The organism is Streptomyces sp. NPDC048361, assembly GCF_040651795.1.
Classification (GTDB): domain Bacteria; phylum Actinomycetota; class Actinomycetes; order Streptomycetales; family Streptomycetaceae; genus Streptomyces.
In genome coordinates this window covers 1-21,369 of record NZ_JBEZKW010000083.1, presented here as the reverse complement: position 1 = coordinate 21,369, position 21,369 = coordinate 1, and the positions used below count along the sequence as shown (strand labels likewise).

The 21,369-nt window shown below is 71.6% G+C and carries 20 protein-coding genes, 1 tRNA gene and 1 pseudogene; 10 read left to right on the top strand and 12 right to left on the bottom strand.

Annotated features, from left to right (window positions below; all coding sequences use genetic code 11):
• Positions 1 to 103: 103 nt before the first annotated feature.
• Positions 104 to 364, bottom strand: coding sequence for a DUF2277 domain-containing protein (locus AB0D31_RS31420; protein WP_362729419.1), 261 nt, complete (start codon positions 362 to 364; stop codon positions 104 to 106).
• Between the two features lie 110 nt (positions 365 to 474).
• Here AB0D31_RS31420 and AB0D31_RS31415 point away from each other — a divergent pair, with 110 nt between their 5' ends.
• Positions 475 to 903 (top strand): RNA-binding S4 domain-containing protein, encoded by a 429-nt coding sequence (locus AB0D31_RS31415; RefSeq protein WP_362729417.1) that lies wholly within the window; start codon positions 475 to 477, stop codon positions 901 to 903.
• Between the two features lie 677 nt (positions 904 to 1,580).
• On the opposite strand, the gene corA is transcribed toward AB0D31_RS31415, so the two are convergent.
• Together corA and AB0D31_RS31405 are read right to left on the bottom strand one after the other, a co-directional pair.
• A complete protein-coding gene (gene corA / locus AB0D31_RS31410) occupies positions 1,581 to 2,666 on the bottom strand; it encodes a magnesium/cobalt transporter CorA (protein ID WP_362729435.1) in 1,086 nt (361 codons plus the stop codon).
• A gap of 149 nt (positions 2,667 to 2,815) precedes the next feature.
• On the bottom strand, positions 2,816 to 3,514 hold the full coding sequence (locus tag AB0D31_RS31405) for a DUF1990 domain-containing protein (protein ID WP_362729415.1): 699 nt from the start codon (positions 3,512 to 3,514) through the stop codon (positions 2,816 to 2,818).
• Positions 3,515 to 3,820: 306 nt separating this feature from the next.
• Between AB0D31_RS31405 and AB0D31_RS31400 the strand changes: the two genes are divergently transcribed.
• Entirely contained in the window at positions 3,821 to 4,237 is a 417-nt protein-coding gene (locus tag AB0D31_RS31400) for a DUF6879 family protein (RefSeq protein ID WP_362729433.1), read from the top strand.
• A gap of 168 nt (positions 4,238 to 4,405) precedes the next feature.
• On the top strand, positions 4,406 to 5,098 hold the full coding sequence (locus tag AB0D31_RS31395; protein ID WP_362729413.1) for a hypothetical protein: 693 nt from the start codon (positions 4,406 to 4,408) through the stop codon (positions 5,096 to 5,098).
• 151 nt (positions 5,099 to 5,249) lie between these two features.
• Here the strand turns inward: AB0D31_RS31395 and AB0D31_RS31390 are convergent, their stop codons facing one another.
• Complete coding sequence (locus tag AB0D31_RS31390) at positions 5,250 to 5,693, bottom strand: hypothetical protein (protein WP_362729411.1); 444 nt, start codon at positions 5,691 to 5,693, stop codon at positions 5,250 to 5,252.
• A 207-nt stretch (positions 5,694 to 5,900) separates the two neighbouring features.
• Positions 5,901 to 5,972: transfer RNA gene (locus tag AB0D31_RS31385), tRNA-Val, on the bottom strand.
• Between the two features lie 365 nt (positions 5,973 to 6,337).
• On the opposite strand from AB0D31_RS31385, the gene AB0D31_RS31380 reads away from it, so the two are divergent.
• The 6 genes and pseudogenes from AB0D31_RS31380 (at position 6,338) to AB0D31_RS31355 (ending at position 11,758) form a co-directional block, all read left to right on the top strand.
• Positions 6,338 to 7,096 carry a DUF4097 family beta strand repeat-containing protein gene (locus AB0D31_RS31380; RefSeq protein WP_362729409.1) on the top strand — a complete coding sequence of 253 codons (759 nt, stop codon included), beginning with the start codon at positions 6,338 to 6,340 and terminating at the stop codon, positions 7,094 to 7,096.
• 221 nt (positions 7,097 to 7,317) lie between these two features.
• A complete protein-coding gene (locus AB0D31_RS31375; RefSeq protein WP_362729407.1) occupies positions 7,318 to 8,679 on the top strand; it encodes a hypothetical protein in 1,362 nt (453 codons plus the stop codon).
• Between the two features lie 189 nt (positions 8,680 to 8,868).
• Positions 8,869 to 9,384 carry a DUF4383 domain-containing protein gene (locus AB0D31_RS31370; protein ID WP_362729405.1) on the top strand — a complete coding sequence of 172 codons (516 nt, stop codon included), beginning with the start codon at positions 8,869 to 8,871 and terminating at the stop codon, positions 9,382 to 9,384.
• A 241-nt stretch (positions 9,385 to 9,625) separates the two neighbouring features.
• Entirely contained in the window at positions 9,626 to 10,312 is a 687-nt protein-coding gene (locus AB0D31_RS31365; protein ID WP_362729403.1) for an FCD domain-containing protein, read from the top strand.
• A gap of 79 nt (positions 10,313 to 10,391) precedes the next feature.
• A pseudogene (locus tag AB0D31_RS31360) lies at positions 10,392 to 11,345 on the top strand (sugar kinase).
• Between the two features lie 194 nt (positions 11,346 to 11,539).
• The gene (locus tag AB0D31_RS31355; RefSeq protein ID WP_362729401.1) at positions 11,540 to 11,758 is read left to right on the top strand and encodes a zinc ribbon domain-containing protein; all 219 of its coding nucleotides are present in this window, start codon (positions 11,540 to 11,542) and stop codon (positions 11,756 to 11,758) included.
• 146 nt (positions 11,759 to 11,904) lie between these two features.
• Here the strand turns inward: AB0D31_RS31355 and AB0D31_RS31350 are convergent, their stop codons facing one another.
• The 4 genes from AB0D31_RS31350 to AB0D31_RS31335 form a co-directional block, all read right to left on the bottom strand.
• Entirely contained in the window at positions 11,905 to 12,564 is a 660-nt protein-coding gene (locus AB0D31_RS31350; protein ID WP_362729399.1) for a class I SAM-dependent methyltransferase, read from the bottom strand.
• A gap of 118 nt (positions 12,565 to 12,682) precedes the next feature.
• On the bottom strand, positions 12,683 to 13,519 hold the full coding sequence (locus AB0D31_RS31345; RefSeq protein ID WP_362729431.1) for an HAD family hydrolase: 837 nt from the start codon (positions 13,517 to 13,519) through the stop codon (positions 12,683 to 12,685).
• A 77-nt stretch (positions 13,520 to 13,596) separates the two neighbouring features.
• Positions 13,597 to 16,095, bottom strand: coding sequence for a phosphoribosyltransferase (locus AB0D31_RS31340; protein ID WP_362729397.1), 2,499 nt, complete (start codon positions 16,093 to 16,095; stop codon positions 13,597 to 13,599).
• A 29-nt stretch (positions 16,096 to 16,124) separates the two neighbouring features.
• Positions 16,125 to 17,288: an HpcH/HpaI aldolase/citrate lyase family protein gene (locus AB0D31_RS31335; protein ID WP_362729429.1), complete on the bottom strand. Its 1,164-nt coding sequence runs from the start codon at positions 17,286 to 17,288 to the stop codon at positions 16,125 to 16,127.
• Positions 17,289 to 17,552: 264 nt separating this feature from the next.
• Between AB0D31_RS31335 and AB0D31_RS31330 the strand changes: the two genes are divergently transcribed.
• Positions 17,553 to 18,377: a TerD family protein gene (locus AB0D31_RS31330; protein WP_362729396.1), complete on the top strand. Its 825-nt coding sequence runs from the start codon at positions 17,553 to 17,555 to the stop codon at positions 18,375 to 18,377.
• 33 nt (positions 18,378 to 18,410) lie between these two features.
• On the opposite strand, the gene AB0D31_RS31325 is transcribed toward AB0D31_RS31330, so the two are convergent.
• From AB0D31_RS31325 to AB0D31_RS31315, 3 genes are all read right to left on the bottom strand, one after another.
• Positions 18,411 to 19,148, bottom strand: coding sequence for a Tellurium resistance (locus AB0D31_RS31325; protein WP_362729394.1), 738 nt, complete (start codon positions 19,146 to 19,148; stop codon positions 18,411 to 18,413).
• 183 nt (positions 19,149 to 19,331) lie between these two features.
• A complete protein-coding gene (locus tag AB0D31_RS31320; protein WP_362729392.1) occupies positions 19,332 to 20,474 on the bottom strand; it encodes a DUF475 domain-containing protein in 1,143 nt (380 codons plus the stop codon).
• 161 nt (positions 20,475 to 20,635) lie between these two features.
• Positions 20,636 to 21,211, bottom strand: coding sequence for a TerD family protein (locus AB0D31_RS31315; RefSeq protein WP_362729390.1), 576 nt, complete (start codon positions 21,209 to 21,211; stop codon positions 20,636 to 20,638).
• Positions 21,212 to 21,369: the final 158 nt, after the last annotated feature.

Sequence of the window (21,369 nt, the reverse complement as noted above, 5' to 3'; positions counted from 1 at the left end):
CTGCCCTGACGCCGAACCTGCCACCCGGGGCAGCGGGCCTGCCACGGGGACAGCGGGCCTGCCGCCAAGGGGACGAGGCAGCCTCACGGCCGACGTGACCGGCTCAGGCCGAACTCTTCGCGCCGGCTCCCGCACCCGCACCCGCACCCGCTCCCGCTCCCCGGATCTCCAGCCCGGCCAGGAGCTCACGGGTCGCCTCCGCCATCTCGTCCACGGCCCGCTCGAACACCTCCCTGTTGTGCGCGGCCGGCGCCCGGAACCCGGACACCTTGCGCACGTACTGCAGGGCCGCGGCCCTGATGTCGTCCTCGGTGGCCTCCTCCGGCATCGCCGGCGGCCTCAGTGTCTTGATGCTTCTGCACATGCCCCCAGTGTGACCGACGCCACTGACAACGGCCCCGGCTCGCCTGCCGGACCGGTTCCCCGGCCGAAATCCGCGAGGCTCCGCCGGGGCCGCCGTCTAGAGTCGGAGGCATGGCGGAAGCAGCGAGCGGCAACGGCAACGGTCCCGGGACCGGCCCCGTGCGCGTCGACAGCTGGATCTGGTCGGTCCGGCTCACCAAGACGCGCTCCCAGGCCGGCACGGCCTGCCGGGCCGGACACGTCCATGTCAACGGTGAGCGCGTGAAGGCCTCCCATCAGGTGAAGGCCGGCGACGAGGTGCGGGTGCGTCTCGAAGGCCGCGAGCGGATCGTGAAGGTCGTCCAGCTGCTCCGCAAGCAGCGGGTCGGCGCCCCGGTCGCGGCGGAGGCGTACATCGACAAGAGCCCGCCGCCGCCCGCCCGCGCGGACGCCCTCGCGGCAGGCGTACGGGACCGCGGCCTCGGCCGGCCGACCAAGCGCGACCGGCGCGAGATGGAGCGCCTGCGCGGCCTCGCGGAGAGCCGGCGCAGCGCGGGCTGAGGACGGGAAAGGGTGCGGGCTCCAGGCGGCGGGGCTCGGGGCGGGCGGCAGCGGGAGGCTCCGTACGCCGGGCTCGGGGCTCGGGGCTCGGGGCGGCGGGGCTCGGGGCCGCGGGGCTCGGGGCGGCGGGGCTCGGGGCCGCGGGGCTCGGGGCGGCGGAAATTAACTCACGCGCCAACTGCCCCCGCCCCGCAGTAACTTGGGGTCACCGCTCGGGGGCCGGGAAAGCTCCCGAACCGCCCTTCACGGACGGGACCCATCATGATCCTCTGGATGATCCTTCTCGCCCTGACCCTCTACGGACTCGGCCTCGGCCTCGGCAGCATCGTCTTCTGGGTGGCCGCCGCGGCCCTCCTGTTCACCGCCCGGCGCCGCTCGGGCGGCGCCTCGTCCGGTGCGGGCGGCGGGGCCGCACGTCCGGACGCCACCTACCGCGCGTACCGCGCGCGGGCGGGACCGCATGGACCGCTGGGAGCGCCGCTACCGGCGCGAACGCCAGGGCATGTTCTCGCGTCACCGCGACTGACCTTGGGCTACAGCCGGCCCGCTGGAGCCCAGCCGCTTCGGCGGAACCCGCGGGCTACGGCCGGCCGGTCGAAGGCAGCCGGGCAAAGGGCGCTCGTCAAAGGGCGCCGGGCAAGGGCGCTCGTCAAAGGCAGCCGGTCGAAGGCAGCCGGTCAGAGCCAGCCGTTGCGCCGGAACCCGCGGTGGATGACGAAGCAGGCCAGGGCCATGAGGCCGAGCGCCATGAAGTAGCCGTACCGCCAGTGCAGTTCGGGCATGTGGTCGAAGTTCATTCCGTAGATACCGCACACCATGGTCGGCACGGCCACGATGGCGGCCCAGGCGGTGATCTTGCGCATGTCCTCGTTCTGGGCAACGGTCACCTGGGCGAGGTGGGCCTGGAGTATCGAGTCGAGCAGGCCGTCGAAGGAGGTGATCTGCTCGGTGGTGCGGAGCAGATGGTCGGCCACGTCGCGGAAGTACGGCCTGACCTCGGCGTCGACGGAGGGCATCGCTTCACCGGCAAGCTTCTGCAGCGGCCGGTCGAGCGGTGCCACCGCCCGCTTCAGTTCGAGGAGTTCGCGCTTGAGCTGGTAGATCCGTCCGGCGTCGCCGCGTCCTGCGTTCTCGGCGAAGACTGCGGTCTCGACGGCGTCCAGGTCGCTCTGTATGGCGTCGGCGACCTCCACGTACCCGTCGACGACCTGGTCGACGAGGGCGTGCAGCACCGCGGACGGCCCCTTGGTGAGCTGCTCGCGCTCACATTCGAGGGCCTCGCGCAGCGGCCCGAGCGAGCCGTTCATGCCGTGCCGGACGGTGATGACGAAGTCGGCCCCGGTGAACACCATCAGCTCGCCGGTGTCCACCACCTCACTGGTGGCGGTGAGTTCCTCGTGTTCGACGTACCGGCACGTCTTGAAGACCGCGAACAGGGTGTCGTCGTACGGGACGACCTTGGGCCGCTGGTGCGCCGTGACGGCGTCCTCGACGGCCAGCCGGTGCAGCCCGAACAGCTCGGCCAGGCCGGCGAACTCCGCCTCGGTCGGCTCGTGCAGCCCGATCCAGACGAAGGCTCCACCGCCCAGCTTACGTACGCGGCGCAGCGCTTCCTCGACGGGCCCGTCGTCCTGCTGCCGTACCCCGTCGACGTATACGGCGCAGTTGACGACAGCGCTTCCCAGCGGCGAGCGCGCGGGGTGGCTGAGGTCGACGCTCCCGCGGTAGGCACGGCGCACCGCCCTCCGCAGATTTCGCATCATCGCCACGACAAGCTCCCCTTCCCTGCCTTCTCACCTTGGCCACCTCGGCCACCTCGGTGACCTTCGTCGGCCGAGCGGCCAGTGTGCCACCGCCTCGCGTGCGTCCCCGCACCTCCCTGGGGGACGTGATCCGGCGTGGGCGCGTTCCCTCACCGGCGTACGGCAGCGGCGGCGGCCACGGCCCGCAGGTAGCGCCGGATGGCCAGATCCTGCAGCAGGCGCGTGAAGGGCCCGCCGAGCCGGGCGTACCAGCGCGCCGGCCGTGAGAACGCGGCAACCTCGAACCACACGAGCCCGTCCGCCTCCCGCCCCACGACGAACGACTCCTCACCACACTCGGGGTGCCCGGGCAGAGTCCCGTAGGCGAACCCGATGCGCTCGGCTGAACGTACGGTCCACACGACGTGGCAAGGGATGACGAGGCGGGGGTACGGGACCCGGGGCACCCGCAGAACGACCAGCGCGGTGTCGCCGGGGGCGGTGGGCACGCTGGGGGCGGCGGGGTCTGCAGGGGCGGCCGGGAGCCCTGGTGCGGCGGGGCCTGCGGGGTTGGCCGGCAGCCCGGGGGCGGCGGGGTTTGCGGGTGCGGCCCGCAGACCGGGGGCCGCCGGTTCGCCGGTGTACACCCCGAACCCGGCACCGCGCTGTACGCCCCACGTCAGCACGTACGCCCCGGCCCGCTCGAACGCTTCCGGTCCGTATCCGACCGTGATCCGGCGCCGGAAGACCCGGTACGCGCCGCCCACCGCAGGCAGACCGGGACCTCCGGTCGCGCCTACCTCCTCGTAGGTGGGCTCGGCCGCACAGGCCCGCTCGTACGCCGCCCGCAGGTTCCGCTTCGCCACCATCGCACCGTCCTCCACGGCCCCGTGAACCGGCCGAAGTCTCACCCCGCACAGGGGTTACCTTTCAGCCAACCACAGGCGTAATCTCGGCCAACCGGCGGAGTCCTCCCCCCGCTCCTGGCCCGCCGGAAACCGGCGTCGAGCGTTTCCCCGAGCCCGCTGCGGCGCCGCCGCGAAGCCCCGTCCGCACCCACCGACGGGGCTTCCCGCTGCGTCGGCACAGGTCCACTCCGGGAAGTCCCTCGCGCCGCCTGCCATACGTAGAGCTCCGCGGGGTGGAGCGAGGTGTCGGCGCCCGAGGCCGGCCACATGATCAGCGCGCGCCTCGACACCTGCGGGCTCGGCACGCGAGGGCGGGCCGGCTGGAGACCCGCCGCGCCTACGCGTCCGACCGTGCGAGCGCCAAGTGGCAGCGCCGGCGGCCGGTGTGGACATCGCGGCCGAGCCGTTCGACGGCTGGCGCACCACTGTGCGCGAGCAGACCGCACAGGCAAGCGGTTCGAACGCGTACGCCTGGTCGACGACCCTCCCACGGATGGGCAGCGGTACCTTCTCGCCTCCGGTCTCGGCAACGTCGACGCCGGTGAGGACATCCGCAACCTCGTGCGGGCGGACGCCGAGCGGCTCGGCCTGCCCGACGGGGACTTCTCGCGCGGCAAAGCCTGGCATCACGCGGTGCGTACCGGGGAGTTCCAGGGACGGTACGTTCCATCGTGTGACGACTGACTTCCAGAACTCACGGATCGCCCTCGGTCACCGCCGCCCGAGAAGCACTCGGGCCACGTCATGTGAGCAGCCGCATGCCTGTCCACCGGAACAGCCTGAGTAGGCTTGATCGCGACCGGTAGTCCTCGGCTTGTAGTGCTTGGCTCCTGATTGGAGGCTCCAGCGACAGTGGGCCACTCCCCAACACCCCCGCCGGCCAACTTCCATCAGCCCCCATGGTCACCGTTCGACGAGTACCTCTGGCACTCGTGCGACATCCTCGCCGATGTCCTCGAAGGGCACGTGGCCCGCCGGCCGATCGTGGCTACGACCGCCCGCCTGGGACACGGCGACCGTGCACTCGCCACCGGCCCGGGGTTGAGCCTGACCTGGAAAGCCCTCGGTAGCGGGCGATATACGCACACCAGGGTCGCCGCCTTCGGCCATCCTGCCTTCGTGATCGGCTCCCTGGTGGGATCGGCCGTCGGCAACTCCACCCGTCGCCGTCAGGCAGCGCGTGCGGCCCAGCCACGGTGGGTCGTGGACGGAACCGGTGACGTCACCCTCACCCTGCGAAGACTCCACTTCGCACATGCCGCCGAACTCGATCTCGAATGGGGGGCGTTGACCTCCATCGAACTCGCCTCCGCTGACGTTTTCCAGACAAGCTTCGTCAACACCCGCGGCGCTCGGATGACCGTTCGCGTGCAGACGCCGTGGGCGTCACTCGCTTTCGCCCTCGCCGCGATCACCGCGTTCCCTGCGCATCCGCGTCTGCTCAACCGCAGTTGGCTCCCCGCAGACTTCGAGCAGCGGTGCGCCCGGATGGGCCGGCCGTGCCGCCCGGCCGCACACCTCGCACCGCGGTCAGGCGGAACGTAGGCGGAACTCAGGCGGCATGCAGGCGGACCCTGACGGGGCAACGGATGCAGGTGGGCTGTGGACTACCTCACCCTTCGGACGGACGCCGGGAAAGCCCCGCCCCCTCCGGACCTCGAAGCGCAGGCATCGGCGTGCGCCCTCTCGCACACCCTCACACACCCCCCAAGATCGGGTACGTCACGTCGCGAGGCGTTCGGGGCGGGGTGTCGGCCGTGTAGTGCAGGCGCAGCACGGTGTACTGCGGCCGGTCCTGCTGACCCGGCCCGGGGCGGGCGTTGTCGAGGCGGACCGTGACGGGGTACGAGTGGAAGCGGCCGGCGGCACAGTAGGGGACACAATCGTTCACCTTGTCCACGCCCTGGGCCACGGCCGATGCCGGGCCCCATTGCGTCCAATGCAGGTCGACAAGACCGTTGTTGCCGTCACCGCAGGCGATCAGATAGCTGCCGGGCCTGACTTGAGGGTGGCCGGCGCAGTCGACCACGACGGTGTCGGGACCGGCCGGTCGACCCGTGGCGGCGGCCGGCCCGATGGCTACGGCCAGGGCCGCGACCGCACCGATGGAGACTGCTGCTCTGACCTTCTGCCGCCGCATGTCTGCTCCTCGGACGCTACAACTGGAAGCGAGTACGCCGCGAACGTGCACGCAGCGGCGTCGTCTCCCATTGTCCGCTTCTGTCCGCCCCCTGCGACCGCGCCGACGGGCAGCTTGCGGCCGTGTCCCCCGGCAGCAGCATGAAAAAGGCCCTCCGGACCGGGGTCCGGAGGGCCTTTCAACTGCTTCATGCCTGATCAGGCACGGTGGGCGTGGACGGTTTCGAACCGCCGACATCTGCTTTGTAAGAGCAGCGCTCTACCCCTGAGCTACACACCCGTGGATGGAGGAACAGCCTACATGGCCCACGGGGTGCCCCCGCAAACCAGATCGCGGGCGGGCCAGAAGGGTGGGGCGAACCGGGGCCGGCCGGAGTGAGGCGGACCGGGGCACACCGGGGCGGGCCGGGCCGGGGCTCGGCTGCCGGGGTGGTGCTGGCACCAGGGTGGGTTCGGAGGCAGGCTCCAGGGCGGGCGGGAGCGGGAGTGCCTAGCGTGGAGGGCGCGGCCTCGCGGCCGACCTGACCGTCGCAGCACGTCACATCACATCGCGGCACGTCGCGGCACATCGCGGCACGTCGCGGCACGTCGCATCACGTCTAAGCACATCGCAGCACCTCGCAATATCCCAGGGGGAAGATCACCATGGCATTTCGCCGTCGCACCACCTTGCTCACCGCCGGCGCAGCCGGGCTGCTCGCGTTCACGCTCGCCGGGTGCGGGAGTTCGGACGCCTCGGACGCCCCCGTCGAGCACAAGAACTTCGCCTTCGCCGGGAAGGCGCTCACCATCGCGGCCGACCAGTCCACGCTCGTCGTGACGCCCGCCGACGTGAAGGACGTCGAGGTCGACCGCCAGGTGGACGGCTGGACTGTCTTCGGCAGCGGGCCCGACGCGAGCTGGGCCCTCGACGGCCGCACGCTGAACCTCGCCGTGAAGTGCAGCGGGATGATCAAGAACTGCGGCGCCCGGCACACGGTGAAGGTGCCGCGCGGGGTCGCCGTCACCGTGCAGGACGCCGACGGCCGGGTCGAGGCGAGCGGGTTCGACACTCCGCTGAAGATCGTCTGCAACAACGGCCGGGTCACGGTCAAGGACTCCTCCGGGCCGCTGGACGTGACCAGCGACAACGGCCGGGTCGACGGCGAGGACATCCGGGCGAAGAGCGTACGGGCCGGCTCGGACAGCGGCCGGGTGGCGCTGACGTTCGCCGTCGTACCGGACAGCGTGGTGGCCACCAGCGACGACGGCCGGGTCGATCTCACCGTGCCGCAGGCCACGTACAAGGTCGCCGCCCGCTCGGACGACGGCCGCGTCGACGTCGGCGTGGACCGCTCCGCATCGAGTACGCATGTGCTGACCGCGCGCAGCGACGACGGCCGGGTCACCATCCGGCACAGCTGAACCATCCGGCACAGCCGACCCGTCCGCACAGCGAAACCGTCCGGCTCAGCCGAACCCGCCGGGCGCCGGCCCACCGCCCCACCGACCCACCGACCCACCGCCCCACCAACCCGGCGACGCGTTCAGAACCGAGGGAGAAGAGTGAACTGACCGGGCCGTGTGTTCGTCCTTACCTGGTGGGAGAATGGACCGGGCAGGGCGACACAGCACGGGAGAGGGATGTGACGGCGACACACGCGCGGCCGTACAGCAGAGCGGGTGCCACCGTCCGGGACGTGCTGGCGCTCATGGCGTTCCCCGTGGTGCTCGGCGCCGCGGTGCTGCCGGGCGCGTTCGCCGGGGGCGGTACGCGGCGCTGGTTCGGCGGGCGCGGCGAGAGCGTGCGGGCCGACGCGCAGGCGGCCAAGGACGCCGCGGCGGCCGCCTTCTACGAACTCGACACCGCCCAGCGCGATCTGCGGATCTCCATCGAGACGATCACCGCCGTGGACGGTTCGCCGGCGGGCCGACGGGCCGCCGACGACTTCGCGGCCTTCGGGCGCCGCATCGACGACGTCTCCAACCAGTACATCACCGCCGTCGACGCCCATGACCTCGACCGCGACGACCTCGACGCGTCCGTCGCCGCGCGGGCGCGGACCGAGCTGACGGCCGCCAAGGACGAACTGGTGCGGGTGAAGGGCGAGCTGGACCGATTCGAGCAGAGTTTGCGTCCCCTCCTCGACACGGCCGAGGCGCAGCTCGCCCGGCTCGCGCCCGCCGTGGAGCGGGCCCGGCACGCGCTGCTCGGCGCCAGCACCGCGCTCGACGCCGTGCGCGCGTCGGGGCTGCGGGCCGACGACCTCGCGGCGCGGCTCGCCGCGCTCGGCCCGGAGCTCACCAAGCTCAACCAGGGCGCAGGGCAGCACGGCGTACAGGAAACGATCCAGCGTGCCGACCGGGTGCTGCGGGACGCCGAGGCGCTGCGGTCCGAGGCCGGTCACCTGCCCGAGAAGGCCGCCGAGATCGACCGCAGGCTGGTCTCGCTGCGCACCCGCGCCCAGGCACTCACCACCCGGGCCGGCCAGGTCGACCCGGTCCTGAGCGAGCTGCGCCGCCGGTTCACCGCCGCCTGCTGGCAGGACCTCCAGCAGGTTCCCGAGCAGGCCGCGGTCTCCGTACGGCAGGCCGAGGACAAGCTCAAGGAGGCCGCGGCGGCGCGCGCGGAGCAGCGCTGGGCGGACGCGACGTCACGCCTCAGTACGGTGCGGGCCCTGCTCAACACCACGGACGAGGCGGTCTCGGCCGCCGGGGACCGGCTGCGCCGGCTCGACGCCGTGGCCAAGGATCCGCAGCAGGAGATCGAGCGCACCCGGTTCGCGATCCGCGACGCGCAGCGCCTGGCGATGTCCGGCCGCGCCACCCCGGATCCCCAGCATGCCCGGCCGCTGGACGATTCGGTGGCGCGCCTCGATCGGGCGATCGCCGCGCTGGAGGGCCGGCACCCGGACTACTGGCACTTCTTGACGGAGACCGAGGCGGTGCGGGCCACCGTGGCGCAGGTCGTGGCCCGTATCCGCGAGGAGCGGGGCCACGGCGCCTGATCGGCCCCGCTGAGTTGTTGCGGACCGTACCCGGGCGCACCCTTGGATACGTACGCCCGGCTACCCACCCGGGTCCACCGGGTACCCACCCGGATCCGTACGCCGTAGATGCCGTGCGTGCCGTACGGGCGTGCGTGCCGTACGTGCGTGCGTTCCGTGCGTGCCTAGGGATGGAGAAGGGCCCCCACTATGGCCACCCATACGATCTCGCAGCGCATCAACCACAGCCGGGTCTCGCTCGACGAGCATCTGCCGCTCGACCACCGGCTCAACCAGGTGTACCGCTTCGGCGCCGGGGTCATGGGCCTCGCTCTGCTGGTCTTCGGCATTCTCGGTCTGATCCACCAGATCGGCTTCTTCGACACGGGCGGCGACACCGTCGCCGGGCTGAGCACCAACGGCGCGCTGAGCGTGCTGTCCATCGTGGTCGGGCTGCTGCTCCTGTACGGGATGGTCCGAGGCGGCAACTTCGCCTCGACCCTCAACATCGTGCTCGGCGTGCTCTTCCTGATCAGCGGGTTCGTGAACCTGGCGCTGCTCGACACGGCGCACAACTTCCTCGCCTTCAAGATGCAGAACGTGCTGTTCAGCTTCGTTGTCGGCCTGATTCTGATGGTGTTCGGCATGTACGGACGGGTGACCGGCTTCCTGCCGCACGACAACCCGTACTGGAAGGCCCGCCACGAGGCCCACGAGGAACTCTGACCCACCCAGGACAACGGCACCCTCAGCACCCACAGCACCCACGGCACCCACAGCACCCACAGCACCCACAGCACCCACAACAGCCCGCCCGGGCCCGGGGCAGACGAACCGGTCCCGGGCTCCGCCCTGCGCCCCGCGTATTAATTGCTAATTAACCAATACTTGTGCAACCCTTTACCTCCTAGCGGCTACCGGCTATCAGTCACCGGGCCGATCGAAGAGCGGGAAGTGGGAGTCACCAGTGAGCGAGGCCGCCTACATCGGGCGCGGGGTTCACCGGACCGCCGTCGAAGGGCTGGCCCTGCGCATCTTCGACGGCACGTACGACGAGGGCGACACCCTCGAACTGCCCGCCCTGATGGCCGAATTGGGCGTCAGCCAGACCGTGCTGCGCGAGGCCGTGAAGGTGCTCACCGCCAAGGGACTGCTCGACGCCCGGCAGAAACGCGGCACCTTCGTCCGCCCGCGCGCCGACTGGAACCTGCTCGACAGCGACGTCCTGCGCTGGAAGCTGGCAGCGGGTGCGCCGCACGACTTCTTCGCCGACGTCCTCGACCTGCGCCGCGCCATCGAGCCCGCCGCCGCCTCGCTCGCCGCCGAGCGCCGCACGGACGAGGACCTCGCGGCCCTGGACGCCGCGCTCGAAGCCCTGCGCGCGGCCGGGAGCGACCCCGTGCTCGCCGTCCGGGCCGACACCTCCTTCCACACGGCCCTGCTGGCCGCCTCGCACAACCGCTTCTTCGTCCAGTTGCGCCGGGTGATCGTGCCCGCGCTCGTGGCACGGGGCCGGCACGGACGCGCCGCGGGGCGCGAGGATCCGGTGCCCGCCCATGCCGAGGTCGTGCGGTCCGTACGGGAGGGCGATGTGGACGGTGCCTACATGGCCGTCCTCGACCTGCTCGACCTGTCCCTGCGTAACCACCCCTGATCCCCGCGCATCCCTCATTGACCGATAGGCCACCACGTGAGCCGGAGAGGACCCCCATGGACGGCAAGGCGACCCGCGTATGAGCGTCTTCACCTTCGGCGAGACGGCGCTCGCGCTGCGCGGCGACGGGCCGCTGCGGCTGAGCTGCTCCATGGACGTGTCGATCGCCGGGGCCGAGTCCCATGTGGCCATCGGTCTCGCCCGGCTCGGCCACGACGCGCGGTGGGCGGGCTCGGTGGGCGACGACGAGGCGGGCGCGCTGGTGCTGCGTACGCTGCGGGCGGAGGGCGTCGACGTCTCGGCCGCCTCCCGCGAGGACGGTGCGCCGACCCCGGTGGCCCTGTACGAGCCCCGGCTGCCCCAGGTGACCCGGGTGCACGCCTACCGGGCCGGGGCGGCGGGTTCCCGTATACGGGCCTGCGCGATCGCCGAGGCCTTCTCGGCGTCCCCGCCCCGGGTGCTGTACGTGACCGGGGCCCTCCCGGCGCTCGGCCACGCGGCCCACTCGGCGGCCTGCCTGGCCCTCCAACTCGCCGCCCAGCACTCGGTACTGGTCTGCCTGGACGTCAACTACCGGCCGGAGTCGTGGAGTTCACGTGATGCGGCGCGCGAGGTGCTGCGATCCTGGGCCCCGCGGGTCGACGTCCTCCTCGCCACCCCCGACGAACTCGCGCTCTGCCTGCCCGAGGACGTCCCCGACGACACCGAGGCGCGGGCCAAGGAACTGCTGGCGCTCGGGGTCGGCGAGGTGGTGGTGAGGCTCGACGCGGCCGGTGCCACCGCGTACTAGGCCCAGGGGCGGCTCCACCGGCCGGCCCGAGCGGCGCGTTCCGTGGACGTGTCCGGCGCCGACGACGCCTTCGCGGCGGGATACCTCTCGGGGCTGCTCGACGGCGCCGGCGCCTGCGGTCGACTGGAGCGCGCGATGACGACGCGGGCATTCGCGGTCGCCTCGCGCGGCGCCTGGGAGGGCGCGCCGACCCGCGCGGAGCTGCCCCTGCTCGGCCGAGGCTCGCAGGGCGCCGCGAGCTGAGCCGCGCGAACGGCGCTCCATCCGGCGGGGCCGGCCGCGCCCCCGAACCCTGCCGAGGCTCCCGACCTCCGCCCGGCCCGGGTGTTGGGCTGCTCCCCCGAACCCCTCCGGGGCTCCCGCCCCTCCCCGGAGATCTGCCCCTGGGGCCGGAGGTGGACGGACCTCCGGCCCCAGGTACCGCTTACTCTGGGGCCATGCCTCGCTATGAATACCGCTGCCGTTCCTGCGGCGACACGTTCGAACTCAGCCGCCCGATGGCGGAGTCCGCCGCGCCCGCAGTGTGCCCGGTGGGCCACGAGGACACGGTGAAGCTGCTGTCCGCGGTGGCAGTGGGGGGTGCCGCGAAGTCCGGCCCTTCTGCGGGCGGCGGGGGTGGCGGTGGCGGCTGCTGCGGAGGCGGCTGCTGCGCCTGACCCACCCCCGGAGCTTCGCCCCAGACCCCGCCCGCGCCCGAACGGCGCTCATCCTCAAACGCCGGACGAGCGGAAGTGGAGGCGGGGCTGGGCGGGGCGGAGCCGGGGGGCGGGCGGGGCCAAGCGAAGCCAAGGCGCCGCCCCAGCTACCGCTTGCGGGACAGGGTCAACCCGTCCGCCACCGTCAGCATCACGCTCTCCATCCGCCCGTCCCCCGCCACATGCTCGTTGAACGCCCGGATCCCCGCAGCCGAACCCCCCGCCTCCGGATCCACCACCTGCCCGTGGAAGAGCACATTGTCCGCGGCGATCAGGCCCCCGGTCCGCAGCCGCGGCACCAACTCCTCCCAGTACGCGATGTAGTTCCCCTTGTCCGCGTCCAGGTACGCGAAGTCGATGTGCGGCTCGGCCGGCATCGCTCGCAGCGTGTCGAGTGCCGGCGCGATCCGCAGGTCGATGCGGTCCGCGACACCCGCCTTCGCCCACGCCTCCTTGCCGTACGCCGTCCACTCCTCCGAGATGTCGCAAGCGATCAACTTGCCGTCGGCCGGCAGCGCCTGCGCCATGGCCAGGGCCGAGAAGCCGGTGAAGGTACCCACCTCCACCACATGACGCGCGTTCACCAGGCGTACCAGGAAGGCCAGAAGCGGCCCCTGCTCCTCGGCCGACTGCATGCCCGCGTGGTCGGGAAGACGGGCGTACGTGGTCTCCACCAGGTCCCGCTGCACCGCGTCGAGCGGCGGGTTGTGGGCCAGCATGTAGGCGTACAGCTCGTCCGTGATCTTGGTGCTGTTTCCCTTGGTCATGCGGCGACCGTACCGGGGTCCGGGCGCCTCCCGATCGTTTTACGTCAGTCGATCGAATTGCGTCAGCGGCCGGTGTGCGCGGCGTGGGCTGGCCTCAGTGCGCGGGCACAGGTCGGCGTCAGCGCGCGACGCACGCCACCACGCGGCGCAGGATCTCCTCGCCCGCCAGCACCCCTCGCTCGGCCAGTGCCTCGGTGCCCGGGGCCTGCCAGCCGGCCTCGGCGAGTTCACCGTGGCCCGGGCGCCAGCCCCGGTCGGCGGCGAGCAGCAGATCCGCGTCGAGGAGCGAGTCCCCCGCGGCCAGGGTGAGGCGGGCCCCGGTGCGCCGGGCGACCTCCCGCATCGCCGCGCTCTTGGTGAGCGGCTGCGGGACGGCGTAGATCTTGCGGCCCTGGAGAGAGACCGTCCAGCCGCGCGGCTCGGCCCAGGCCGCGAGTTCCTTCACCCACTCCTCGGGCAGCAGCTCGCGCTCGACCACGAGGTAGGCGAAGAGCTCCTCCGCGGTCCGCTCCTTGCGCAGCCACCGCGGGTCGGCGGTGGCCCGCAGATGGGCGCGTACCTCGTCGAGCGGGGCGCACTCGGCGGCGATGCCGGCGGCCACCGCTCGGGACCAGTCCGGGTCGGACACGCCGTCCACGAGCAGGTGCCCACCGTTGGCGCAGATCGCGAACTGCGAGGGTGGGCCGGGCAGTTGGATGCGCTCGTACTGTGCGCGCGTACGGGTCGTGGTGGGCACGAACACGGCCGTCGCCTTCAGCTCCGCGAGCAGCCGCGCCGCGTCCTCGGTGAGGTAGGAGAGGGGCTTGTGCTCGTACACCTCGACGCAGAGCAGCCGCGGCGCCCGCTCGTCGGGCATGGTGAGGCCGAGGGCGGCCGCGGAGTAGATCAGCGTGCGGTCGAGGTCGCTGGCGACCAGCACGGGCGAGGTGCGGCCGAGGTCGCTCGCCGCCGACACGGGCCGGGTGCAGCCGAGGTCACTCAGCGCCTGCACGGGCCGGGTGTGGTCGCCCGCCGGCACACGGGGCGGGGTGCTCACTTGACGGCCACCGCCCTGCCGTCGGCCCCGGTCGCGCCCCGGGTGAATCGCGGGTGGATCAGGCCGACGCAGCTGTACGGAAGCCCGTCCACCTCCTCGACCGGTACGCCCCGCTGCTCGGCGAGCAGCCTGACGTGGTCGAGGTCGGCGCCCGCGCCCCGCACGGCGAGAATCTTCCAGGGCACACGGCGAAGGAGCACCCGGGTGGTCTCGCCGACGCCGGGCTTGACCAGGTTCACATCGTGGATGCCGTACTCCTCACTGATCCGCTCGACGGCCGCCCACCCCTCCCAGCTCGGCGTGCGGTCCATGTCGCGCAGCGCCTTCGCCTCGCGGTCCACCTCGTCGCCCACCTCGTCGAAGCGGGCTGCGACCGCGTCGAGGAAGTCACCCGAGACGTCGGCGCCGGCCAGCTCGCGGTAGAACTTGGCGCCGTGGAAGTCACCCGGGCCTATGAGGTCCTCGCGCAGCACGGTGCGCGAAATCAGGCCGGACACCGTCGAGTTGAGGCACGCGGACGGGATCAGGAAGTCCTCGCGGGTGCCGTACGTCCGCACACACGACCCGGGGTCGGCCAGCACCGCGATCTCCGGCACGAACCCCGCGAACTCGGGGAACTCCTCGATCGCGGCGGCCAGTTCACGCGTGATGGCGCCCTTGCCGGTCCACCCGTCGACGAACACGACGTCCGCCGGATCGTGGTGGGCGGCGAGCCAGCGCAGGGCGTTGGGGTCGATGCCACGGCCGCGCACGATGGAGACCGCGTAGTGCGGCAGGTCCAGGCCGTGGCGGTACCGGGCCCAGCGGCGCATCAGGACGCCGACGGGCGTGCCGGCGCGGGCCAGCGAGACCAGCACGGGGCGCGGATGGGGGTCCCCCCGGCGCTTTCGGCGTTGGGGGAGCTCGGCGAGCACCGTCTCGGTGACCACACCGACGGCGCGCGCGATCCGGGGCGCCGAGGTGTCGAGCGCGGTACGGAACAGCTCCTGGTACTGCGGACTCGGCTGGTACTCGACCGGCAGCGACTCCGCGTAGTGGGCGCCGCCGCTCTGGATGGCCTCCTCGCGCTCCTCGGTGGGAGCTTCGAGCTCGACCCCGGAGAGGTCCTTGAGCAGCCACCCCACCTCGTCGGGCGCATAGGAGGAGAAGGCGGGACCGCGCAGCGGCTCGGGCATGGGGGCACCTTGGGGTACGTACGAGGGCAGTACGGCGAGGACGACGTGCGGGATGTGAGCGGCGAGCCGGGCCAACAGGCCGTCGTCGGCGTGCAGTTGGGGCGTGTCGGCGGCCGAGTCGACGACTGCCACGACCGCGTCGAAGCCGGCGCCCGCGACGTTGTACGCGTACCGCTCACCGGGGCCGTCGGCCGGGTCGTCGTGCGCGGGGAAGGCGAGGCGGGTGCGGATCGCGTAACCGGGGTCGTCGACCGCGAGGACCGGCGAGCGGGTCGTCGTGGAGTAGCGGACCTCTGCCGCGCCCCGCTCCTCGAGCGCCACGGCCAGGCGCAGCGGCGCGTACATCAGCTCCTCGAAGCCGAGGACGAGCACGCGGCGCGGGGCCCCGGCGGCTGCGCCGAGCGCTTCGGCCACCTTGCCCGCCATGGCGGGCAGCGCCGCCTCCAGCTCCGCCCGGTGGTCCGGGGTGAACCCGTGCCGCCCCCCGTCGGGAAGGCCCGCGGGCCAGCCGAGGTCCACACGCGATGCGTAGGTCGGCCGCCCAGCACTGCTCTCACACAGCGGGGGTCCCGGGTTCGCCGCCTGGTACTCCTCCACCAGCGCCCTCCCCTTCTCCAGGACCCCCTCCGGCAGCCGCACCGTGCCCGACGCCGAGGCGACCAGGTCGACGCGGGCGCCGAGCTCGCGCGCGAAGGCCGTGAGGCGGTCGCGGTCCTCGGGGGAGCGCATGTCGACCAGGGCGACGATCACATAGTGGTCGCGGGGGTAGCGGGCGTGCAGGTCACGGATGGTGTTGAGGACCGTGTTGCCGGTCGAGAACTCGTCGTCGACCAGGACCAACGGGCCGTCCCCGGCGAGGAGTCGGGGGTTCGCGGGGAGCAGCAGGTGCGAGGTGGCGTGGGAGTGGGACTCCTCGAAGCCGCCCGCCGTGGCCACGCCCTCGACCGGGCGGCGGGTGGAGTGGAGGTAGGGGGCGAGGGCCAGGCCGTCGGCGACCGAGTGGCCGAGGCCGGTCGCGGTCTCGGCGTACCCGAGCACCACGGCCCGCCCGGCGCTTTCGTCGCCGAGCAACTCCCTTACCCGTACGCCCAGTTCGCACCCGGTGCGCCACACCACCGCCGGGCTCTGCGGCACGTGCTTGCCCAGCACGTTGGAGACGAGCAGATGGGCGCGCTTAGGGTTGCGGCGCAGGGCGAGGCCGAGCAGGCCGCTCAGGTCCTCGTCCCCGACGAGCTCGACGCCGAGCCGTTCGGCGACCCATGTTCCCGACCACTCAACCACGGTGCTGTGTCTTTCTGTTGGGTCATGCTGCCGGCCCATCGGGGGCGCTCCGGTGGTCTTTGATCGCGTCACACCGTCAGGCCCGCCGTGAGCAGGTCCACGAAGCCGACGTCCTCGGCGGCGACGCCGAACACCTCGGCCCTCAGCAGGGTGCGCTCGGCCCAGGCACGGTGCGGCTTCACCTCGTTCATCTTGTTCGTGTACGCCGAGCGCAGTACCCCGCCGCCGTCCCGTTCGGGGCGCAGGATGTCCGCCGCGTCACTGAACTCCTCGTGGCTGACGACCGAGAGGGCGTGGACGGGCATCACGTGCGAGGGGTGGATGCAGGTCTTGCCGAGCAGGCCGTTGGCCCGGTCGAGCTCGATCTCGCGGAGCAGGCCGTCCAGGTCGTGCTCGATCAGGGCGGTGCGCAAGTCCTCGGCGCGCCCTTCGAGGAAGGGGCTGCGGCGCAGCTGCGGCTTGAACATCCGCTCCTGGAGCCGGAAGTACTCCCATACGGGTCCCGTGATGGTGAAGCCGCTGCCGTCGACCCGGCCGAGGACGTTCACCACGTCGGCGATGACCCCGGCCACGATCTGCACGTCGTACGCCGTCATGTCGGGCGAGCGGCGCAGCCCGTAGGCGGCGCAGAAGTCGGTGACGCCGAGGCGGAGCGCGAGGATCCGCTCGCGGTACTTCTCCACGGTGCGCGCGATTCCGGCCAGGGTCTCGGCGCGGGACTCCAGGTGGAGCAGCTCGGGTGATTCGAGGACCGGCATGGCGAACAGACGGCGGCCGCTCGCGGACTCGGCGTCGGTGAGCGCTTCGAGGAAGGCGAGCCCGCGCTCCTCGGTGAACTTGGGCAGGACGAAGCCGCTGAGCCGCCGGGCGGCGGAGCCGAGGCGGCGCACCAGGTCGGGTATCTGGAGCGGCTCGCGGACGCGCACGTAGAGCAGCGGGATCTGCTCGCCCCGGGCGTCGAGGTCGGCGAACTGGCGGACCAGGTTGGCTTCGGCGGCCACGACCTCGGCGTCGTCGATCGAGTCCTCCAGGCACAGCACCATGGAGACGACGCCGCGGCGGGCCTGTTTCAGGACGTCGTCGGCGAGGGACGGCCGGGTCGCGGGGCTGTAGAGGGTGGCGCCCAGGGCGGCCGACAGCACGCGTGCGGAGGAGCCCGCGGTGAACTCGCAGGGCTCCTGGTGGAAGAGATCCTTCCGCACAGCCGACGGGACGTGCCCGAAATGACGCATCTGCATACCTCGTACTGCCAGGACGGCCGAGACTTTGGGTGGCCGGTAATAGTACGTACGAACACGTGTCAAGAGTTCCCCAAGTGCGTGAAGTTCAGGTAACTCATCTGCATCGTCACGCCCCGTGGGCCTCGATCGTCACGCCCCGGCCGCGATCGTCACCCCCATGGGCCTCGATCGTCACGCCGCGTGGGTCCGGTGCGTACGCCGGAGGACGGATCGGGCCGGGCCCCGCGTTGTCCGCGGGGCCCGCGGGAAGGCAGGATGACGGGCATGACGCACGCGATGCTGAAGGGATCGAACGTCCCGCTGGAGGCCCCGGCCGTACGGGCGGTGCTCCGCTGGTCGCCCGGCGCCGACATCCCGGATGTGGATGCCTCGGCGCTGCTGCTCGGCGCCGACGGCCGGGTGCGCTCGGATGAGGACTTCGTCTTCTACAACCAGCCGCGCCATCCCTCGGGCCTGGTGCGCCGGCTGCCGAAGAAGCGGGTCGTGGAGGGCCTCACCGACACCGTCGAGGCCGATCTGGCCGCGCTCGACCGGTCCGTCGACCGGGTGCTGATCACCGCGTCGTCGGACGGGGCGACCTTCCGCGCCGTCCGTGATCTGCGGATCCTGCTGTTCGACGCGGCGGTGTCCGGAGGCGAGCCGCTCGCGTTGTTCGACGTGAAGCCGGAGACCGGCGAGGAGACCGCGATCATCTGCGGCGAGCTGTACCGCCGCGGCGACGGCTGGAAGTTCCGCGCGGTGGGCCAGGGTTACCCCACCGGCCTGGTGGGTCTCGCCACCGAGTACGGCATCTCGGTCGACGACGGCGAGGGCGCCGACAGCGCGGCCGGCGCGTCGAGTGCGCCCGGTGCGCCGTCCGTGCCCCAGCCGCTGCCGCAGCAGGCCGCCCAGCCCGCGTACGGCTATCCGCACCCCGCTCCCCCGGCGCAGCCGCCGGCCGTGCAGCCGGCCTACGGTTATCCGCAGCCGGCCTCACCGCAGCCCGCGTACGGCTACCCCCAGGGCGTTCCGGCGCCGTCTCCGGTGCCGGACCCCACGTTCGTACTGCCGCCCATGGGGCCGCAGTTCATCCGGCAGTAGGGCGCGGCCGACCGGCGGCCGGGGCGGTGCGGCTCAGGCCTTGGTCTTGTAGCCGCGGCCCCACTGGAGCCCCCAGCCATACAGGCGGTCCAGTTCGGCCTGGAAGCCGTACACGAACTTCACCTCGCGGCGCACCACCATGTCGCCCTTGATGTTCTCGATGGAGACGACGGCGCAGGAGCGGGCCTCGGGGGCGCGCTCGTCGAGCTCGATCTCGATGCGCGGGCCGTTGCTCGGGTAGAGCGTCACCTTGGCGTGCGTGCGGTCGAAGGCCGGGGTCTGGTCGTAGATGTAGACGAAGACCAGCAGCCGCTTTATCTCGTCCCGGTGGTCCAGGTTGACGAAGACGGTCTCGCCGGAGGCCGAACCGAAGCGGTCGTCGCCGCCGCACTCCACGTAGGGCGGCTTGTTGGTGGCGCCCAGGAAGTTGCCGAGCGGCTGGACGACTCCCTTGGTGCCGTCCTGGAGTTCGTAGAGGCAGCCCAGGTCGAGGTCGACGTTGACCATGGACTGGGTGTGGCCCTGGACCATCTCGGGCTTGAAGAACTGGAGCGGGTGGCGCAGCAGCCGTCCGCTCTGCTCGGGCTTGCCCCCGAAGTCCGATGTACGCATCCGCCACGACAGGTTGACACGCAGGCTGCCGGTATTGGCGCCCTGTTTGCCCAGCGAGACCGTGTTGTGCCGTCGGGTCAGCTCGATCGTGTTGGTCGACGCGCTGCCCGAGTCGAACTGTGAGGCCCTGCCTCGCCACAGGCCGTCCCAGAACGCCATTGCCCCCACCCCATAGGTCCGTGAACCGTCCCCGCCCACACGTGCCGGCGGTGCGCCGACACGACTCGTGAAACTCCGCGGGGCGGCCGGCGAGACCGGAGCCTCGTGGCCGCCCCGCAGAGAGCGTTCCTCATTCGGAGCCGGATCACACGCCCTGGGGCGTGCGCTCCGGAAGCACCGGGGTCACACCCCGGAGCCCACTTCCGCCCGTTCGCCCGCGCCCTCGCCGCCGGCCGCCGCGATACGGCGGTTGCGGCGCACGGAGGACAGGAAGGACCAGGCGATGAGGACCACGCCGACCAGACCCGTGATCACGTCGTTGATCTCGTACTGGATGGTGACGAGCAGAATCACGGCCAGCGCACCGATCGCGTAGTGCGCTCCGTGCTCCAGGTAGACGTAGTCGTCGAGGGTGCCCTGGCGGACCAGGTAGACGGTGAGCGACCGTACGTACATCGCGCCGATGCCGAGGCCGAGCGCCATCAGGACGATGTCGTTGCTGATGGCGAAGGCGCCGATCACGCCGTCGAAGGAGAACGACGCGTCCAGGACCTCCAGGTAGAGGAACATGAAGAAGGCCGCCTTGCCGGCCATGGCGACGGCGGACACCGTGCTGCCGGTGCGCTTGGCCTCTTCCTCCTGCTCGTGCTCGCGCTCCTCGTCCTCTTCGAGGCGGTTCTCGAAGTACCCCGAGAGGCCGCCGACGACGAGGTAGGTGATGAGCCCGGCGATACCGGAGATCAGGACGGTCTGCGCCTTGTCGACGTGGCCGCCGCCGTGCTGGTGGGCGTGGGTGGCCACCGTCATGGACGCGATGAGCAGCGCGACCAGGGCGATGCAGACCGACAGCATGTCGATCTTGCCGAGCTTGGCCAGCGGGCGCTCCAGCCAGGCAAGCCACTTGATGTCACGGTCCTCGAAAATGAAGTCGAGGAAGATCATCAGGAGGAACATGCCACCGAAGGCGGCGATCGAGGGGTGCGCGTCCGTCACCAGCTGCTGGTAGCGGTCCGCGTTGTTCAGGGCGAGGTCGACCGCGTCGATGGGGCCGATCTTGGCGCTGATGGCCACGATGACGACGGGGAAGAGCAGGCGCATGCCGAAGACGGCGATCAGGACGCCGACCGTGAGGAAGATCTTCTGCCAGAAGGCGTTCATCTTCTTCAGGATTCCGGCGTTGACCACCGCGTTGTCGAAGGACAGCGAGATTTCGAGGACCGCCAGGATGGCGACGACCCCGAGAGCTGTCCACCCGTCGTAGAGCACGGCCAGGGCCAGGCCGATCGCGGTGATCACGAATGACCAGCCGAAGGTTTTCAGAAGCACTGACTTCCCCATCGTGTAGAGCGGACCGGCCCTGCGCAGAGCCGGGTCTCCCCCCGCACCGCGCACGGCTTTACGCTGCTGTCTCCCGGAGGAAGACCCCCGGACCCCCGGCAGGGACCGCCCCGGACGGCACTCGACTTGAAGGCATCCGGGCGATCTCTTTAGGAGACGTTGACCCCGAAGTCTAGAGCGATGCCCCGCAGCCCTGATGCGTACCCCTGGCCCACGGCCCGGAACTTCCATTCACCGCTGTACCGGTACAGCTCGCCGAAGATCATCGCGGTCTCCGTCGAGGCGTCCTCGCTCAGGTCGTAGCGGGCCAGTTCCTGGCCGTCGGCCTGGTTGACGACGCGGATGAACGCGTTGGCGACCTGGCCGAACGTCTGGCCGCGGTTGTCCGCGTCGTGGATCGAGACCGGGAAGACGATCTTGTCGCAGCCGGCCGGGACCTGCGTCAGGTCGACGATCAGCGACTCGTCGTCGCCTTCGCCCTCACCCGTCAGGTTGTCACCGGTGTGCTCGACCGAGCCCTCGGGGCTCTTGAGGTTGTTGTAGAAGACGAAGTACTCGTCGCCGAGCACGCGTCCGTTGGCGCACAGCAGGGCGCTGGCGTCCAGGTCGAAGTCGGCTCCGGTGGTGGAGCGCGCGTCCCAGCCGAGACCGACGAGCACCTGGGTGAGGTTCGGTGCGGCCTTGGAGAGGGAGACATTGCCCCCCTTGGCGAGCGTGACGCCCATGATCGTGTCCTCCCCGAGAAGTGGAACAGGTGGTGAGCGCGTCCGGCGCCGCACCACAGAGGGTGTCGACGAACTCGCCGACACGGTACTGACGTTGGTGCGCGAGGCGAACCTCGAACCGGGCGACGAGCCCTGGCTCGCCGCGCTCGCGCTGCCCG